The 18,223-nt window shown below is 32.2% G+C and carries 19 protein-coding genes; 1 reads left to right on the plus strand and 18 read right to left on the minus strand.

Annotated features, from left to right (window positions below):
• Positions 1 to 294 precede the first annotated feature (294 nt).
• Positions 295 to 669 carry a global transcriptional regulator SarA gene (gene sarA, locus SSP_RS10525; protein WP_002484043.1) on the plus strand — a complete coding sequence of 125 codons (375 nt, stop codon included), beginning with the start codon at positions 295 to 297 and terminating at the stop codon, positions 667 to 669.
• A gap of 266 nt (positions 670 to 935) precedes the next feature.
• Here sarA and SSP_RS10530 read toward each other — a convergent pair whose 3' ends face one another.
• From SSP_RS10530 to mvaD, 18 genes are all read right to left on the minus strand, one after another.
• Positions 936 to 1,739, minus strand: coding sequence for an alpha/beta fold hydrolase (locus tag SSP_RS10530; RefSeq protein ID WP_011303743.1), 804 nt, complete (start codon positions 1,737 to 1,739; stop codon positions 936 to 938).
• 207 nt (positions 1,740 to 1,946) lie between these two features.
• Positions 1,947 to 2,657, minus strand: a complete 711-nt coding sequence (locus SSP_RS10535) for a membrane protein (protein ID WP_011303744.1) — start codon at positions 2,655 to 2,657, stop codon at positions 1,947 to 1,949.
• A gap of 444 nt (positions 2,658 to 3,101) precedes the next feature.
• Positions 3,102 to 3,611, minus strand: a complete 510-nt coding sequence (locus SSP_RS10540) for an SA0570 family protein (RefSeq protein WP_011303745.1) — start codon at positions 3,609 to 3,611, stop codon at positions 3,102 to 3,104.
• Positions 3,612 to 3,781: 170 nt separating this feature from the next.
• Positions 3,782 to 4,582: an alpha/beta fold hydrolase gene (locus tag SSP_RS10545; protein WP_011303746.1), complete on the minus strand. Its 801-nt coding sequence runs from the start codon at positions 4,580 to 4,582 to the stop codon at positions 3,782 to 3,784.
• On the minus strand, positions 4,583 to 5,284 hold the full coding sequence (locus SSP_RS10550; RefSeq protein WP_011303747.1) for an HAD family hydrolase: 702 nt from the start codon (positions 5,282 to 5,284) through the stop codon (positions 4,583 to 4,585).
• Positions 5,285 to 5,380: 96 nt separating this feature from the next.
• Entirely contained in the window at positions 5,381 to 6,331 is a 951-nt protein-coding gene (locus tag SSP_RS10555) for a FecCD family ABC transporter permease (protein ID WP_011303748.1), read from the minus strand.
• Between the two features lie 175 nt (positions 6,332 to 6,506).
• Positions 6,507 to 7,391, minus strand: a complete 885-nt coding sequence (locus SSP_RS10560) for an ABC transporter substrate-binding protein (RefSeq protein ID WP_011303749.1) — start codon at positions 7,389 to 7,391, stop codon at positions 6,507 to 6,509.
• A gap of 183 nt (positions 7,392 to 7,574) precedes the next feature.
• On the minus strand, positions 7,575 to 8,219 hold the full coding sequence (locus SSP_RS10565) for an endonuclease III domain-containing protein (RefSeq protein ID WP_011303750.1): 645 nt from the start codon (positions 8,217 to 8,219) through the stop codon (positions 7,575 to 7,577).
• A gap of 128 nt (positions 8,220 to 8,347) precedes the next feature.
• Positions 8,348 to 10,015, minus strand: a complete 1,668-nt coding sequence (gene argS, locus SSP_RS10570; protein ID WP_011303751.1) for an arginine--tRNA ligase — start codon at positions 10,013 to 10,015, stop codon at positions 8,348 to 8,350.
• Positions 10,016 to 10,429, minus strand: coding sequence for a DUF1934 domain-containing protein (locus SSP_RS10575; RefSeq protein ID WP_011303752.1), 414 nt, complete (start codon positions 10,427 to 10,429; stop codon positions 10,016 to 10,018).
• A 440-nt stretch (positions 10,430 to 10,869) separates the two neighbouring features.
• Positions 10,870 to 11,382 carry a YwhD family protein gene (locus SSP_RS10580; RefSeq protein WP_011303753.1) on the minus strand — a complete coding sequence of 171 codons (513 nt, stop codon included), beginning with the start codon at positions 11,380 to 11,382 and terminating at the stop codon, positions 10,870 to 10,872.
• Positions 11,383 to 11,438: 56 nt separating this feature from the next.
• The gene (locus SSP_RS10585; RefSeq protein WP_002484055.1) at positions 11,439 to 12,740 is read right to left on the minus strand and encodes an HD domain-containing protein; all 1,302 of its coding nucleotides are present in this window, start codon (positions 12,738 to 12,740) and stop codon (positions 11,439 to 11,441) included.
• 36 nt (positions 12,741 to 12,776) lie between these two features.
• On the minus strand, positions 12,777 to 13,256 hold the full coding sequence (locus tag SSP_RS10590; protein ID WP_011303754.1) for a GNAT family N-acetyltransferase: 480 nt from the start codon (positions 13,254 to 13,256) through the stop codon (positions 12,777 to 12,779).
• A 133-nt stretch (positions 13,257 to 13,389) separates the two neighbouring features.
• Positions 13,390 to 13,932 (minus strand): flavodoxin family protein, encoded by a 543-nt coding sequence (locus tag SSP_RS10595; protein WP_011303755.1) that lies wholly within the window; start codon positions 13,930 to 13,932, stop codon positions 13,390 to 13,392.
• A gap of 260 nt (positions 13,933 to 14,192) precedes the next feature.
• A complete protein-coding gene (locus tag SSP_RS10600; RefSeq protein ID WP_011303756.1) occupies positions 14,193 to 15,128 on the minus strand; it encodes an aldo/keto reductase in 936 nt (311 codons plus the stop codon).
• A gap of 400 nt (positions 15,129 to 15,528) precedes the next feature.
• On the minus strand, positions 15,529 to 15,867 hold the full coding sequence (locus SSP_RS10605) for a DUF1450 domain-containing protein (protein WP_011303757.1): 339 nt from the start codon (positions 15,865 to 15,867) through the stop codon (positions 15,529 to 15,531).
• A 278-nt stretch (positions 15,868 to 16,145) separates the two neighbouring features.
• Positions 16,146 to 17,222, minus strand: coding sequence for a phosphomevalonate kinase (locus tag SSP_RS10610; RefSeq protein ID WP_011303758.1), 1,077 nt, complete (start codon positions 17,220 to 17,222; stop codon positions 16,146 to 16,148).
• 12 nt (positions 17,223 to 17,234) lie between these two features.
• The gene (gene mvaD, locus SSP_RS10615; protein WP_011303759.1) at positions 17,235 to 18,218 is read right to left on the minus strand and encodes a diphosphomevalonate decarboxylase; all 984 of its coding nucleotides are present in this window, start codon (positions 18,216 to 18,218) and stop codon (positions 17,235 to 17,237) included.
• Between the last annotated feature and the right edge of the window lie 5 nt (positions 18,219 to 18,223).

An 18,223-nucleotide genomic window follows, 5' to 3' on the forward strand; every position in this document is an offset into this window, starting at 1 on the left:
CATGGAAAATTGAAAATGAGAAATATTAATTATATTTCCCTCATTGGTATTTAAAGAATTGAATTAATATCTTAAATCATTCATGTACCGCTTAAACAGTTTTTTGTTTACTTTCTATTTTTATTTAGTTATAATAAACTAAATAATAGCAGTTTTAATATATTTTACTCAATATAATAGGTCTGCAAATTATGATAAACTCTTTGTATTTAACTTTGAATTAAGACAAATATTTATACAAAAACACTTTTAACATGTATATTTGATTGGGCAATAAAATAGGGAGGAATAAGGATGGCTATCACCAAAATCAATGATTGCTTTGAATTATTAGCGATGGTTACTTACGCTGATAAATTAAAAGGAATTATCAAAAAAGAATTTTCAATAAGTTTCGAGGAGTTTGCTGTATTAACTTATATTAGCGAACACGAAAGTGAAGAATATTATTTAAAAGATATTATTAATCATTTGAACTATAAACAACCTCAAGTTGTTAAAGCAGTTAAAAACTTATCTCAAGAAGATTATTTCGATAAAAAACGTAATGAACATGATGAAAGAACAGTATTAATTTTAGTTAACACTAAACAACGTAAAAAAATTAACGAGTTATTATCACGTGTGAATGATCGCATTAAAGAAGCTAACGACGAAAAAGAAGTTTAAGCTTACTATCAAAAGAGGCCGAGACATGTAATGCATGTCTCGGCCTCTTTGACTATGATAAGACAGGTATTTGTTATATTAAAATACCCCTATTTATGTATTTTAGCTGTGCCTACATCCTAAGCATCTTTAATTACATAACTGAGACAGAAACCAAGTTTTTAAAATTTGGTTTCTGTCTCATCTCAATTTTATCTAAAATTCAAAACACTTCATTCTGCAACTATGTTGATATATTCATTGCTTTAAAAATCCACTAAATCTAATTATTCTTTTTGAAATTCATTAGCCTTTATAAAATCACTGTAAACATCTAAAAAATGTTCTGGTTCTTCAATATGTGGTGCATGACCTGATTCATTAAATGTCTGTATTTGCAGTCTTGTAAATGCATAATGATATTTTTCAATAGTCTCTGTTGTCATTAAAGGATCATATACACCATTAACAATTAATGTAGGCACATCCGTTTGTTTAATAACAACATCTTTATTAAATACAGGAAAATTCATTAATGCTCGTGTGGCTACAGCACTATCTTCTGCTGATTGTCTACTATAAATCAATTGATTTTGAAACCATTTCTTAGCTTTTTCTTGTTCTTTATACATATAAGGCAATAATAATATCAGTGCTTCAGATTTATCAAAACCTTCAATTTCATCTTGGTGCTCAATCATTAATTTATTTAAAGCATGTACACTATCAATAAGATTACAAGCAATTAAAGTTAATGTTGCGACCATTGATCCATATTTATCAGTGAAATGCTTTGCAATTAATCCTCCCATGTCATGACCAATAAGATGTGCAGATGAAATATTCAATTTTGTCATCAAAGCCTTTAAATCTTCTACATGATCTTCTAAATTAAACGAATTCTTTTTTGTTGATTTACCGTGTCCTCTTACATCATAAACAATTACTTCAAATTTATGTTTTAATTCATCTTTTAGGCTATATAATGAAGCCATGTTGCCATCTAGGCCATGAATCAGTATCACAGGAAAACCTTGACCCTCTCGGATGTATGCAATCTCGTTGTTATAATTTGTTGCGACTTTTTCCATTTTGGGCCACCTCCCTTTACAAAATTCATATACCCGTAATTGAATCGCCTTATGCTCTCTTTTTAATTTTAAATTATGTCCCCATATTCAATTAACATTAAATACATGCTTATAAATAAAAAAACACGTTCCAATGCCACACCATACCTTAGGTGTTTAGCACTGAAACGTGTTCGCTTCATTTAAGTGTTTAAATCATAGATACTATTAATTTCTAGAAGAGATGCGGATTGTATAATAAATAATGACAATTAACAATAATATCCAAATAATGATTGAGCCAATTTGTGCAATACTCGCGTTTCCAATCATCGCATCAATTGTTTTTTGACATAATAGTAATCCAATTCCTGTAAACTCTAATCTTTTAAAATAAATACCTGAAATACTGAATAATATACCTATAAAAAATACGACTTGATGTGCATATATTGTAACTGCTACAATACCTAAATTAATATCAAATGTATGTAATATCACGAGAACAAACGCAGCAATGGCCACTACTAAGCCAATCACCATTTCAAACTTATTACTGTATAAATAATTCTTCCAATCAATTCGCAAGTATATGAAGATTGAAATTGGTAAAATAATTAAAAAGTAAAAAATAGAGGTGCCCGTAGCTGCCTGAAATGATACATATTGCTTATCATATAAGTAAGAAAGTAAAATAAAATTAACAATAAAAAAAATAATAGGATTGAGTTGTAGTGTGAATAAATTGCGTTGAATCGTTAGTATTATTTCTGCTGGTGATTTTCGTCTATATTCAATATAGTCTTCATCTTTGGCTTCAGATTTTTGGAAATCCTTTTTTAATTTCTCTTTAATATCTTCTATTAAGTTTGGAGAAAGACCTTTATGAGTAAAATAGTCATTAATATTTTCTACTAAAACCTTATCGTTAACTCTCATATTTGACTCCTTTTATAAAATTCACTTTAATCTATCAACACTATTGTAGTTGAGATATCAAAGCTGTTTCTTTAATAATCTCATACTACACTTGATTTTAACAATAAAATAACAAGTACAGGATAGATAATTTCATTTTCAATAAAGGTTTCGAAACCCCACTTGATTTACCATACACAAGCCATTGCTTATTCGTATGATTTAATGTCCAATATAAATTAGAGTCTGAGACACTATATAAGTCCCAGACTCTAATTTATATTATACGTTAGCGACTATCTCTAACTCAAGTGACGTTAATACATCGTTTTCTATAGAACTACTCTTTCGTGAAAAAGTAGTTCTTATGCAAATGTCGCAATGCTTGTAACCAATAACGCATTGTAGCAATATTTGCGCATGCGTTTCAGCTTATATAAGCTATTTACATTGTTTCACTGATATTTATGATTCAGTCAAATCAATACGGTACAATTTAATGTTTTTATCACTTGGTGATGAAGAACTAAATTGATATGATAAATCATTGTCTTGAACATAACCGAAATTACCAGTTACATTATTATAATGCTCACGTGTAACAGCATTACTACCAACAATGTTTTTAACCGCTTTGTAAGTTGGACCGTTTGTATCATTATAACTCATAGAAACACGCGTAATTTTACCGTTGTTCTTTTTACCGTCAGCTGTTACAACAAGTACACCATTATCTTTTTTAAATTCATAATAATGTTCTTTGCCATCCGGTCTGTGTGAGTATACGGATACATCATTAGATTTCAATAAGTTTTGAACAGGTTCGCCGATTTTCGCACCTTCTAACGTTGTATCTCCTTGTTGCAGTGATTTAACATTTTGGATAGAGTTACCTGACGCGGCATCAACACTACCTGTGCTCATTCCGGAAAGTGCTAACCCCGATACGATTACTGCTGCAAATAATTTTTTCATAAGCACGCTCTCCTTCTGTTTATAAGTTTCTTTGTGCTCACCCATATTGTACTATAAATGTTACTAAAATAACAGTATTGTTACAATAAGATTACAAAAACAGTGCGACTTGTAATAAAAAATTGCTGCATAACAGCACTTACAAACTTTCATTCATATCGAATTGAAGGTTAATATGTTAATTCTTTTTCATTGTCTTTGATAAATTTTAACACCAAATCTACAAATTTATCTTTTTCTTCAACAAATGGATATAATCCAGACGCAGTAAATGTTTCAAATTGTACTTCACCAATATAATCTCCCACTTCTTTCGCTTCAACAATGGTTGTTCTTTCACCATGTTGACTAGCAATAATCAAAATAGGTAAATCAATTTCACTTAAATAACTCATGATATTATTGTCATTAAATGAATCTTTGACTGCTTCTAATTCTGCTTCTGTAGCGATACCATTTGTATTATCTACATGTTTTAAGAATTTCTTAGCTTTACGTTTTGAGTAATATAAATGCTTATCTAAAAATTTCTGTTGTTCTTCTTTATCCCAATTTCTAATTTGATTGGCATACCTGCGATATAAACGTTCTTCTGGAGACATATCGTTTAACAGCGTTGGATTTACTAATGTAATTGAGTCAGCCATTTCTGGATACATTGCTGCAAATGCGCTAGCAACAGATCCTCCTAATTCATGACCAATCAATGATGCTTGTGTGACATATAAATAGTCTAATAGCTCTTTAATATCTTCAGCATATTCCTTGAAATCAATATGTTGTGGTTTGTCAGAGTATCCGTGACCTCTTAAATCAACAAGTATAACTTGGTTATCATCAGTAAAATTTTCTTCGATCATATCAAATACTGTTAAATTATCGAATGCAGTGTGAATCATCACTATTGCATTGCCTTCACCACTCGTTCTGTAATTGAGCGCAGTACCGTCGCTTGTTGTAAATAAATTCATTTATTCTCTTCCTTTCTTTGCAATTGGTAATATAGATAATAATTCTTCTGTCGTGTTAATCGTGAAATCAACTTCTTCTGGCAATGGTTCAACATCCACTTCATCATCTTCTTTAAACCACACACTTACCATTCCCATTGCTCTTGCTGGCGCAACATCATTTAATGGGTCATCACCTACATACATTGTTTCTTCAGGTTGAGTACCTAATTGATCAAGCATGTCTTCAAAAATTTTCGGATGTGGTTTTCGATAACCCACTGTTTCTGAAGTAGATAAGTAGTTTATAGCATCTTCTACACCTAAGGCGTGCATTCGGTATTGTTTAATTTTAGATCTGCCATTGGCGATAACACCTGTTAGATAACCACTTTCTGTTAATTTCTCTAAAGTATACAATGTGTCATAGTATGGAAACACATATCGATAAAAATGCATTTCAAAATCATTAAACAAGTCTCTCCATGTTAATCGATCGACATGAAAATCTTTAATGATGGCTTTATAAAGTTCTGGTTTATCATGGTCTTCATCATCGTCTAACTCTATAAATTTTCTCTTAAAATCTGCTAATTGAATACGTACTAAATAATCATGAAACCGCTCATATTGTTCTTCTATAAATTTCTCGCGTGATTTTTTTCTATCCAAAAGGGTGCCTTCTAAATCAAATACAATCGCTTTTATTTGTGTTAAATCCATTATCATAACCTCTTTAATTAATATGTCACTCTATTAAAAATGATATTATTCCCTGTATTTACTGCAATCTGATTTATTTATTTTACCTTAAAATGACTATTCTTGCATTCGCGGTTGTGTCGCGATAATGTAAAACAATACGGGAATCCCCAACAATGCGAGTATAATACTAGCTGGTACTTGGAAAGGGTCTAATACGACACTACCTAACCAATCTGAAAGTACCATAATTGTACCACCAATCACAATATTCAATAACATTTGTTGTCTTAGATTATAATGTGCGCGACTTCTTCGTACGAGCTGTGGAATAACCATCCCAATAAATCCAATAACACCTACATATGCAACAATGACGGCAGTTATGATGGAGGCGATTAACAAGACACTATACGTTACACTACGCACATTAAGCCCCAATGACTGAGCTCGTAAATCACCAAGCTGTAATATTTTAATTTTTGACACCAAACTCAATAAAATTATCATACCTATGGATAATACAATACCGATATAAATCACTTCGTTATATTCTGCAGATGAGAAGCCACCAAACATATAATTAACGATATTGTTCATTTTTTCTTGATTAAAAATAATGAGCACATATAAAAATGCATTAAATAATGCACCAATCATTATGCCAGCCAAGATTAGTGTTCTAACCGGATACCCTCTAGACATTACACTGGTTAGTACAATAACCAGTATTAAAGTCATTATGCTAAATAACACTGAAAATATAGGTAACCAAATAAATGAAACGCCTATAACGACAGCTAGCCCAGATCCAAATGTAGCACCACTTGCCAATCCTAATGTAAAACTATCTGCAAGCGGGTTGTTCAACAATGTTTGAAACATATGTCCAGCAAGTGTTAAACCAACACCGGCTAACAAGGCTTGTAAAGTACGTGGAATTCTTACTTGATATAATATTGTTTGTGATAGCGTATCACTTATATCACCCAAACCCCAAAATAAGCTCAGCAATAAACTAATGATAATGAACACAATCCATAAACACATTGTTTTAGTATACTTCATGTTTTTGCCACACTTTCAAATAAATCTTCACTCTCCTACAATACCATCTGAACACATCGAACACTATCTCATTTATTATAAATTATTAATCAGAAAAAACACCCTGAAAAGTATGTACAAACAAACTTCAGGGTGTTACTTAAATAATCTTTTTAATTAGAACTCACTATACTGTCTATTTTTCATTATAAATTGCATCTCTTAAAGCTTTGAGACCATCATCAATACGAGGTCCTGGTCGAGAAATTTGATCACCATTCACCGCTTCAATTCTACCTTTTTGCACAGCATTTAATGATTCAAATCCGCCTCTCTTGTCGATAATTTGTTGATAATCTTTTTCTGAAATACCCATCGTTGAAATCATCACATCTGGATTTTTCTTAATAATTGCTTCTTTGCTAACTTTTTGCCAACCATCTAGATTTGAAAAGCTATTTTTAGCTTTCAGTTGCTTCAACATATCATCAAAAAATGTATTTTTTCCTGCCGTATAAATCTCAGGTTCTGAAGATACTTCCATAAAAACCTTTTGAGATTTTGCGTCTTTTGGCACTGAATTCACAACTTTTTTAATATTATTTTTAGTCTCTTTCACTAACGCATTGGCTTCTTTTTCTTTACCTGTCACTTTACCGACCTGCTTAAAAGTTTCATACATCTCATCAATAGATTGTGCATCTTTAACATAGACCACTTTAACACCACTGTCTTTCAATCCATTCAGTACTTTACCATCTGTTGATTTCTGAGATTCATGTGCGAGTATTAAATCAGGTTTAGCCTTTAATAACGCCTCTTTATTTAATTTCATAGCATCAAACTGTTTTTTATCTTTTACCTCTTTCGGATAGTCATCTACAGTTGATACACCGACCACTTTATCTCCTAGACCTAATTCATACAATATTTCCGTATTACTAGGAATAAGAGAAATAATTCTGTCATATGATTTTTCTGACTGCTCGTTTTTAGTGGATTTGTCAGAATTGGTACTACATGCAGCCAATATAACAGCTAAAATAATAAAAAGATAAATGACTTTAAATTGCTTTTTCATGATATAATCTCCTAGTTTATGATTTGCTTTAATCATATCAAATTTTCATGCGCTTTTTACTATTATTTTTAAAAGTAACTATTTAATTTAATTTTTTAAGCTACACATATATATAAACTTTCTATTATTTGATTGATGATAACCCTTAATTAATACTGATTAGAGTCTAATTTCTATATCATTTTAGTCATTGTATTCAAAGTATTCATCTAAAAATGTATATTGATGTGAGGCATTGCCGTTAAAATAATTTTTTCCAAAATTATCCAATAAAGCATGAAATTCATTTGCATCTTGGTTCGTAAAGGTTTCAGGTAATGATACGTTGCGTTTCAATTTGTCATATTGTTCTGTATGTTCATATCCGAGTAAACGATAAATTCTTCTTGTGTAACTGTCAGGTATGTATTCGATACCTTCAAATACATAAACGATGAGTACATCGGCTGTTTCACTTCCAACACCTTTTATATGCAACAACTGGTCTCTAAGATTAGTATGATATTTATCAGCAATGGCTTTATAGTCAAAATCGTATTGATGCAACCAACTTAGTAATGCCAGTATGGTTTTCGCTTTATTTTTATAAAATCCACTCGACTTAATTAATGTTTGTAGATCTTCTAATTCTAAATTCAAGATATGGTGTGGATCCAATAGAGTAGCTTGTTTTAATGAATCAATGGCATAGGCTGCGTTTCGCCAATTCGTATTTTGAACTAAAATCGCTCCCAAAATGATTTCTATTTTTGAATCTGCAGGCCACCAACCTTGTGGCCCCATATGCTTATATAAAATGCGATATAAACTTTCTGTATCCAATGTCATTTTAAACACCTCATTTGCACGCTTATTTTCACTAACAAAAAGAGCTAGTAAGATTTGTCACTTGAATGAAACATCTCTCTTCATCCATGACAAACCTAATACTAGCTCTCAACCATTACACTTTCCGTTTACATTGTTTCTGGTGCATTTACACCAACTAAACTTAGCGCATTACGCAACGTAATTCTTACTGCATCTATAAGTGCAATCAATGCTTTTGTTTTTTCAACATCATCTGTTAATACTTTTTCAGCATTATAAAATTTATGGAAGTGTGATGCTAAATCTTGAATATAGTTTGTAATTCTATGTGGTGCTCTATTGGCAGCCGCACTTTGAATTGTTGTTTCAAATTCAGCAACTTTCTTCAATAAATCAATCGCTTTATCATTTGTAATCAAGGTATAATCCGCATCTTTAGATGGTGTAATACCTCTTTCAGCAGCTTGTTTCAATATAGAACAAATACGCGCATGTGCATATTGTGCATAGTAAACTGGATTATCTTGTGATTCTTGTTTCGCAAGTTCCATATCGAAATCAAAGTGTGTGTCAGGGCTACGCATTGTGAGGAAATAACGTGCTGCGTCTACGCCAACTTCATCCATAATTTCTCGTAACGTGATTGCATTCCCAGTACGTTTGCTCATCTTAACTTCTTGTCCATCTTGCATTAAACGAACCATTTGCATGATTTGTATTTCAAGACGGTCACTTTCAACACCAAACGTTTCTAATGAAGCCTTAAGACGATTGATATACCCATGATGATCCGCACCAAATAAATTAATTAACGTATCGTTACCACGTTTGATTTTATCAAAATGATATGCAATGTCTGGTAAGAAATACGTATAATTGCCATCATTTTTAATTAACACTCTGTCTTTGTCATCTTTAAAATCTGTCGTACGCAACCACGTTGCACCATCTTGTTCATATGTGTAGCCAAGCTCAGACATTTTGTTTAATACTTCTGTAATTTCACCTTTTTCGTATAAAGACGTTTCACTAAACCAATTATCAAAATGCGTATTAAAATCAGATAAATCTGTTCTTAATTTTTCCATTTCATAATCTACGCCCAATTTTCTAAATGTCTTAATACGTTCATCTTCTGACAAATCTTTAAGTTCAGGTTGTTTTTCGGCTAAATCTTTACCAATATTAATGATGTCTTTACCATGATAGCCACCCTCAGGCATTTCAAATGAATCATCTCCAAGCGCTTCAAAATAACGTGCTTCTATTGAACGCGCTAAATTCGTAATTTGATTACCCGCATCATTCACATAATATTCTCTAGTTACATGATAACCAGCCGCAGTTAAAATATTAGCAAGTGTATCACCTACAGCAGCGTTACGTGCGTGGCCAATATGTAGATCTCCAGTTGGGTTAGCTGACACATATTCTAATAATATATTTTTGCCATTTTGTTCGGCAGTGCTACCAAATTTTTCATCTTTATCTATAGCCTCTGAGATAACTTCAGTTAAATAAGCATTATCTAAGTAGAAATTAATAAATCCAGGTCCTGCAATTTGAACTTTTTCAACATTAGCAGCTGTCGTATCTAAATGATCGACAATCGCTTGCGCAATTTCACGAGGATTACGCTTTGCTATTTTCGTCAATACCATCGCGATGTTTGTAGAATAATCACCATTTGCATCGTCTTTAGGTATTTCTATTTTAATATCTGGTATATCACTTGCCTCAGCTAACGCTGCTTTTTGAATACTGTGGTTAATTTCTTCAATCAACGTTTGTTTCACTTGATCAATTATATTCATTTAAGACTGCTCCTTATAAGTAATTTCATATTGGTAAGATCCCATTTTTTCATCATCTTGTATTAAATCATAATGCACTTTTAATTTACCACCATGTTCCGTTACAAAATGCAGAATAGAATGTGTTCGCACAGTTAAAGGTATACGTCCTCCAGTAATTTCATACAAAGTAATCGTATCTTCACCTTCTACAAAATGGAGGTTCATTTTGATTTCACCCTTACGAATGATTTTCACACCTGTTTCTTCAATTTTAACAGTTACATTGACAGCAACACCATCAATTTCTTCTTGATAACGTATAAATTCTGCATTACGTTTTTGCCAATGCCCTTGCGTATTTGCTGTAAATTTCTCTTTATTATCAAATTGTTTAACAACTTGTTTCGTTTGGATATTAACATTGTTTTCCAATGTACGTTTCACCCTAATCTTTTAAAATAATACAAACCATTATAGCATACTTGATAGTCGCTATACAGTTGATAAATCGTTTTTAAGGATGTTATGTTACATAGCTAAAATCCAATTATTTGTAATAACATATGACATTAAAAAAGAGGTTCAGACTTTGATAGTCTAAACCTCTTTAAAGCTGTTTTTCAGAACTACTTTCACATTTTATGTGAATGAGTAGTTCTTATGCATTCGTTTTAGCGCACGTAATCCTTAACCATTCTAGTAGTTCTTATGCATGAGCATTTGCACATGTAATCCACTCAAAATTTTAGTAGTTCTTATACATGCCCTTTAATTAGGGAAAATATGGTATCAAGCATCTGTGGCTTAATAGGATACGTAGGGCTATGAAAGATTATTTAAAATTCACTTTCTGTCCTACATCCCTATACTTATTATTTACTTGCTAATGCTTCATGTAATGCTTTATCTGAATTATTCCACATAGCTAAATCATGTGTTTGTAGAAAATCTTTCAAAACTGCTTTATTGTCCTCACCAATATGATCTATATCGATTTGATGTTTCATTGATTTATCCATCATATTAACATGTTCAGGCATGCTTTTGTAACCTCTGCGAATGCTCTTATTCACTAATAAATAACATCCTGTCACGCCAGCATAGTAAGGTCCATTTTCGCCTCTTTCAGTCGTAACCCAGCATAACCAATATTCCTTGGCTTCGTCACCTTCTACGACTTCTTTCTCTTTAATCCATTTAACACCTTTTTCTACACTTGAACGTGCGTGCATACCACCAATATCAATAAAGGCTTCTTTATTTTGAACATCAATAAAGACAGGCGCCACATTATCCAAACTGATAGAACCTATATTAGTACCTTTGTGCCCATCAAGTGGGTCATTCTTAATAATGTTAAATTTAAATCCTTTATTTTCAGCCACTCACGTGCACCTCCCAAATTATCTAAGTCATTTATTTCATTTTACCTGTTATCATATTATGAATTCAATTCATCTAATATACTATTAATTGCATTTTTTACATGATCATCTTCAATATCCGCAATGAGTTCTTTTGGATAATATAATTTATAATCTTCTCGATTAATTCCTGTAATACTATGGATAACCAATGATTGACTACTAATTTCACGAATTTTTCCATTACGTTTTAGTAAATGAATCGGCTGTCTATTTGATCCAGGTCTATCATAATCATATGGTAAATCTGAGAAGGACTCACTGACAAAATAATAATTCGGATCTATATCTGCTTGAATAAACAAATCAGTTAATTCTGAGATTGTTATAATCGAACCATCAAAAGGCATATATTTTAATAAATCTCGATTGATAAAACGTCGTGATAAATCACTCAAGATGGGATCTTCTTCTTTCACCCATGCCTTTAAGTAATATAAGACAACCGCTTCATCTAAATCTACATATTGTTCAATTGTCATGGATTCTTCGAAAAATGGTACGAAATCTGTTGGATACATTTTAAAAGTATAGCCTTCATTGTACAAGTATTTCGCACGTTTCAAACAATTATTTAATAACACTTCTCCCCCTCTACTGACTGGGTGAAAATAAATTTGCCAATACATTTGATAGCGACTCATGATAAAGTTCTCTACTGCGTGCATACCACTTTCTTTAATCAACACTTCATCTTTAGATGGACGCATCAATCTCAAGATACGTTCCATATCAAATTCTCCGTATGATACACCGGTAAAATAAGCATCTCTTTGTAAATAATCCATTCTATCAGCATCAATTTGTGAAGATATCATGGAGATGACTAATTTGTTATCGTGTGTTTTATTAATAACATCTGCAACTTGTTGTGGAAAATCATCCGAAACACGACTTAATACTTCGTTAACTTCCGTCGGACCCGTAATAATTGCCTGTGTAAATGCTTCATGATCCGTGTTAAATATCTTTTCGAAACTATGAGAAAAAGGCCCATGTCCTAAATCATGTAATAATGCTGCACATAAGGCTAACGGGCGATCTTCGTTATTCCATGCTTCTCTTCCATTAAATGAATCATCAATTAACCTACGTACAATTTCATATACACCCAACGAGTGGCCAAATCTACTATGTTCTGCCGTATGGAATGAAAGATATAATGTGCCTAATTGCTTTATACGTCTTAGTCTTTGGAATTCTTTCGTCTTAATCAAATCCCAAATCACTTGATCTCTGACATGGATATACCTATGAATTGGATCTTTAAACACTTTTTCTTCTGGTAATTTTTGTGTAGCATATGTTGTAAATGTCAATGTAGTCCTCCTATCCATATCCTATACTTATGCAGACTAATTTATTGTCTTACGCATTAACGCTAAATCCATGGCTTCACCATACATAACATGCGTATATGAACGTAATTTTTCAAAGCCTTTTTGCTCATAAAACGAAACAGCTTCATCATTCTTATTATCGACTTCTAAGAAGACTTCTTTATATTCATCGTTGAAATAACTTAAACCTTCAGTTAATAATTCAGAACCATAGCCATGATGTTGCCACAATGGACTTACATAATGTGCTGATAAAAATAATTCAGAACCATAAATAAAATTCGCAAAACCAATAATATTTTCATCTTCTTCTACGACTAAAAACAATTGATCTTCCAATCGTTTTAATAAATGTTGTTCATTATATGAAGCAGCCAATAACTCATTTACAGTTTTAGCCGCATAAATATTCATGTACGTATTATACCAAGCTTTTGTTGCTACATCTCTGATGCCTACAACATCTTTCGGTGTTGCTTTTCTAATTTTATGCATGTTGTTCTCCCCCTATTTAGATAGGTCATAATAGCTACATTATATCATAATTTTAGTATTCAAAATACTTTAGCTATTTATATAAAAATAGCTTGGGCAATATTATAATTCACCCAAACTATCTATGTTATATTTAGTTCTTCCCAAGTGTTTGTTGCCATTCTTTTGCACGTGACAGTGCATAAACATCTTTTTCAATATCTCCCGGTCTTTCAGCTGTACCAATAATATAGCCCCCTAGACTCGCACCTAGAAACTCTAAACTATATTTAACTTGTGTGATGCATGGTTTGGCTTTGACTTTAGGACAATCACCACCAACGATAATAAGTCTAAAATCTTTCTTAGACATCTTATCTTTAAAGTCTTTATAATTTGAATCCAATAAAGTTTCAGACCAATGATCAAAAAATGCCTTCATTGATGCCGATAAACTATACCAATAAACTGGCGAAGCAATTATAACTGTGTCACTTGCTAATACTTTATCTATAAGCGTCTTATAGTCATCCGCATATGAATCTATGCTTTTGTCTTCGTGTCTATAGTCTCTAACCGGATTTAATTGATATTGCGTTAAGTCTATCCATTCGTAGTCGTATCCAGCTATGGCCATCTTAGTTAAACGTGCAGTGTTCCCTTCTGGTCGACTGCCTCCAAATAAAACTGTGATCATATTAATCTCCTTCTACTACTCATTTTATATTCCCTTCAAAAATTATAAATATACATTTCCATAAAATCATTAAACTTAATTAATAATTCTACACTAAAAAGTACAATTACTAAACAGTTTACTTAAAATAGAATAATAAATTAAATTATTTGCTCAAGAATTGAACTTATAACCCCTACTATAAATGTATATTTTTAAAAACATCTTTATAAATATAAAAAGTAGATAAACATAATACATGTTCATCTACTTTTATTTTTTTATTTTATAGGAAATAATTTTTCGATTTTTTCAATCTCTTCTTCAGTTAATTCAACATCTAAAGTTGTTAAATTATCAACGACTTGATTTGGACGCTTAGCACCTGGAATAACAATATCTAATGACGGTTTTGTTAAATAAAATGCCAACACAATGTGTGCAACATCCACTCTGTGATTATCAGCAATATCACGTAGTTGATCAATTTTCTCTAAATTTTCTTTGAATTTTTCACCTTGAAATTCTGGATTTTTAGCACGAATATCATCAAATGTTGAATTCTCATTATATTTACCTGCTAATAAACCAGAAACGAGTGGGAAATATGGAATAAACGTGATACCGTGTTCTGAAGTATATTCGAAAATATGCTCATTTTCACGATTTAATAAATTATATTCCATTTGTACAACATCTACCAAGCCATCTTTATTCGCTTCTTTTAATTGTTCTAAATTGAAATTGGACACCCCAATCGCTTTGATCTTACCTTCATCTTTGAGCTCTTTTAGTGCAGCGACAGCTTCATTCTTAGGCGTGTTCTCATCCGGAAAATGTATATAATATAAATCAATATAATCTAACTGCAGACGTTTTAAACTTTGCTCAACCTGATCTTTTAAAAATTGAGGATCATTTGAATATTTTACATTACCATCATCATCAAAATAGTGTGCGCCTTTAGTAGCAATTGCAAAATCATCTCTACCAAATTCTTTGACCGCTTCACCAACGAGTTCTTCTGAACGCTCTGGTCCATAAATATAAGCTGTATCTATCAACGTTATACCATTTCTCACTGCGGTACGTACGGTTTCTTTACCTTGTTCTTCATCTAAATCATTATAGAAATTATGTCCACCTACTGCATTTGCACCTAATGCGATAGGTGTTACTTCAACATTTGACTTACCAATCTTTGTTTTCTTAGTCAATCTAGCCCAACTCCTTTTATAATTCTCTTATATTTTACACATAGCGATGTATGTGCTATCCACAGCAATTGATTTAACCATATATCACTGTTATTTTTACAAGTAGTTATACTCTACCCTTTTTCTTTATATTTAAAATAAAAACGTAAGTAATAGATATTATCTAATATGATATCTATTTAAAATTTAGCATGATTACGCTATAAAACTAAACATATTTGCTTGATTACGACATCAAATTTTCATACCTATTATGTTCTTTAAAAGCGTATATTGAAAAAATGGGATTACGGCATCAAATATAATTTGTTGATTTCGTAATCCCATCCACGTAAGGCTTTTGAACTATATAGTATTCATTTTATTTTCGTACTTTATTTTATTAAAGCCTTCCCAGCTATTATTTATGTTTTCTTTGCGCTAACTTTTCTTTTAATTTTCTATCTTGTTCTTCTTTACGACGTTTACGTTCTTCATTACGTTTTCTTAATCGTTCTTCTTCTTCATGGTCTCTCGGTTTCTGTAATTGTTTTTCCACTTTTTCCATAAGTTCATCTTCTGTGAGTGCAGCGAGTGGACGATTATTAACAAAAGCAAACGTTTTTCGGCGACCCGGTCCACAATACGACTGACAGCCAATTTCTATTTCAGCTTCAGGATCTAATTTCGTTAACTTTTTTTCTAATGACTTACAGTTTACCCCTTGGCAATCATCACAAATTAAAAATTTATTTTGCAACTACACCCATTCCTTTCTTATGGTTTACAGTTTATCAAAACAGCTTAAATATCATTTCACAATGTAAACATTCATTTATATGTATCATCATAAGGTTTATGATGCCTTACTTAATATGTATTTTAGATTTTACAACTCTAATTATTTTACTCTATTTTATTAAAATTTCAAGTTTATATAGAGATTTCACAGACTAACGTCCCGTCTTCGTTTAATTTATATATAATAAAAACAGTACCTAATCTGTAGATTAGTATACTGCTCAAGTTGTCATGACTTTATTGACCATGATAAATATTAAATTCTAATGGTTTCACTTCATTCTCTAACCATTCTTGATATATCAATTTCTTATTAACATCACTATTTATAATCGTAATACCACAGTCACCGCCACCTGCACCAGAGGTTTTAGCAGCACCGCCATATTTTTCTGCTACAGAACACAACACTTTGAGATGTGCCGTTTCTATATCTATCGTAGCTTCTTTATCCATAGATTGAATAATTTCGCGATTGGTACGAATCATTTGTTGTACACCTTTAATGTGGTTTGTTTTAAAAGCATGAATCAACTTTTCAACACATAGGTGGGAACGTTCTAAAAACTTACCATAAAACGTTGGATCTGACTTCAAGCGTTTCACTTCACTCACTAAATGATGAGACGATGCAGGAGATCCTGTCCAACCAATCAATACTTCCATATTTTCTGGTGGTTGCAACGGTTCAATATGCAGACCTGGCCAGTTTTTATTCAATACTTCATTAACAGATGTATCTTCAATTTGTTGAGAGACCCACTCATGATCAAATGTACTGTACGCTAACCAACCAGTGTAAATACTAACAGCGATGTCACCACATGAACTTAAACTCTGCAATTTCATATTCGCGATTACCGCTAGTTTATAAATATAAAGATTTGATAAATGCGTTTCATAAAACTCATTCAAAACTTTAACTACAGAAACAAGCACGGCTGCACTTGAACCTAACCCGTATTTATGGCCATTTGCGTCATCTAAATTACTATCAATCGTTAAATTGAAATGTTTTAAACTGATATGGTTACTGCGCACATATTGTTCAAATACTTCAATTGCTGTAATGACATATTTAAGTTGTTTCGCCGCATGTACATCGGATACGACGATTTGATCTTCTCTTCTTTGAAAAGTCACTGGATCATGATGTAGTGTTTTAGAATGTATGGTACCTTGAGGGGCATTTGAGTCTTCAATTGAAGCAGTTACAAATCGATCAACCGCAATTAATACGGATTTATATCCTGGTTCAGTAACTGCATATTCACCTGCAATATAGAGTTTACCTGGTGCTTTTACTTGAATCATGTTATCTCTTCCTTACTCAATAATTTCAACGCCTGTACTTATAATGTCACTTGCAATAATTTGATCTTTATCAAAAGATTTATGTAGAGCATCAATAACTGCTTGTTGATTTTTCTTTTCTACTAAAATTTTCACATTAGGTCCTGCATCCATTGTAAAATAACATGGATAACCAGCTTTTCTACACTGATCAACAATATCCATCGCAAGATAGCTATCCTCAACCATATAAGTAAATGGAGGTTGTGCACCTAAATTGGTAGCATGCATACGTAAACCATTAGCTTCAATGACTTCACCCATTTGCATAAAGTCTTTTCGCTCAATCGCATGCTTAACTGACGCTATGTCTTCATCTACATGATTTAACCAATATTGATAAAAGCGAGATGTATCACGTGTATGTGACATACCGGCACGACTCGATACTTTTTTTGTTTTATTATTAATAACTACAAAAATCATTGCCAACTCTTGTTCCCAATGATCTGCTTCAATGGGAAAACTGTACGATGATTCATCATCATGCCCTTTTTCCCATTCTACAAAGCCACCGTAGATGCTTCTTGATGCTGACCCAGAGCCTCTACGTGCTAACCTAGATAATCCTTTACCCGTTAATCCAAGGTTTAAAGCCTTGTCACAAGCAGCTGCTAATGCGGCATACGCACTTGCTGATGATGCTAAACCAGCAGCAGTCGGAACATGATTGTCGCTCTCTATATATGCAAACATTGTTGTGCCTGATGTCGCTCTAACAATATCCATAAAACGACTAATTTTAGCTGATTCACTTGCAGTAACTGTTTCACCATTTAGTATAAGTGTATCTTTCGTATAGCTCTCATCAAACGTAACTTTCGTTTCAGTATAAAAGCGTTCTAACGCAACAGATAAACTATTATTCATTGGAATAATATATGTTTCGTCAGCCTTTCCCCAATACTTAATCAGTGCAATATTTGTATGTGCACGTGCCTTACCACTATTCACCAACTTCA

The sequence above is a fragment of the Staphylococcus saprophyticus subsp. saprophyticus ATCC 15305 = NCTC 7292 genome (assembly GCF_000010125.1).
In the GTDB taxonomy this organism is placed as follows: Bacteria; Bacillota; Bacilli; order Staphylococcales; family Staphylococcaceae; genus Staphylococcus; species Staphylococcus saprophyticus.

Excerpts from the sequence above, each read along its gene's own strand:
- SSP_RS10555 (WP_011303748.1), bottom strand. The coding sequence starts at position 6,331 with ATGAAGTATACTAAAACAATGTGTTTATGGATTGTGTTCATTATCATT.
- SSP_RS10560 (WP_011303749.1), bottom strand. The coding sequence starts at position 7,391 with ATGAAAAAGCAATTTAAAGTCATTTATCTTTTTATTATTTTAGCTGTT.
- SSP_RS10540 (WP_011303745.1), bottom strand. The coding sequence starts at position 3,611 with ATGAAAAAATTATTTGCAGCAGTAATCGTATCGGGGTTAGCACTTTCC.
- argS (WP_011303751.1), bottom strand. The coding sequence starts at position 10,015 with ATGAATATAATTGATCAAGTGAAACAAACGTTGATTGAAGAAATTAAC.
- SSP_RS10535 (WP_011303744.1), bottom strand. The coding sequence starts at position 2,657 with ATGAGAGTTAACGATAAGGTTTTAGTAGAAAATATTAATGACTATTTT.
- sarA (WP_002484043.1), top strand. The coding sequence starts at position 295 with ATGGCTATCACCAAAATCAATGATTGCTTTGAATTATTAGCGATGGTT.
- SSP_RS10550 (WP_011303747.1), bottom strand. The coding sequence starts at position 5,284 with ATGGATTTAACACAAATAAAAGCGATTGTATTTGATTTAGAAGGCACC.
- SSP_RS10595 (WP_011303755.1), bottom strand. The coding sequence starts at position 13,932 with ATGATCACAGTTTTATTTGGAGGCAGTCGACCAGAAGGGAACACTGCA.
- SSP_RS10590 (WP_011303754.1), bottom strand. The coding sequence starts at position 13,256 with ATGCATAAAATTAGAAAAGCAACACCGAAAGATGTTGTAGGCATCAGA.
- SSP_RS10610 (WP_011303758.1), bottom strand. The coding sequence starts at position 17,222 with ATGATTCAAGTAAAAGCACCAGGTAAACTCTATATTGCAGGTGAATAT.
- SSP_RS10530 (WP_011303743.1), bottom strand. The coding sequence starts at position 1,739 with ATGGAAAAAGTCGCAACAAATTATAACAACGAGATTGCATACATCCGA.
- SSP_RS10545 (WP_011303746.1), bottom strand. The coding sequence starts at position 4,582 with ATGAATTTATTTACAACAAGCGACGGTACTGCGCTCAATTACAGAACG.
- SSP_RS10565 (WP_011303750.1), bottom strand. The coding sequence starts at position 8,219 with ATGACATTGGATACAGAAAGTTTATATCGCATTTTATATAAGCATATG.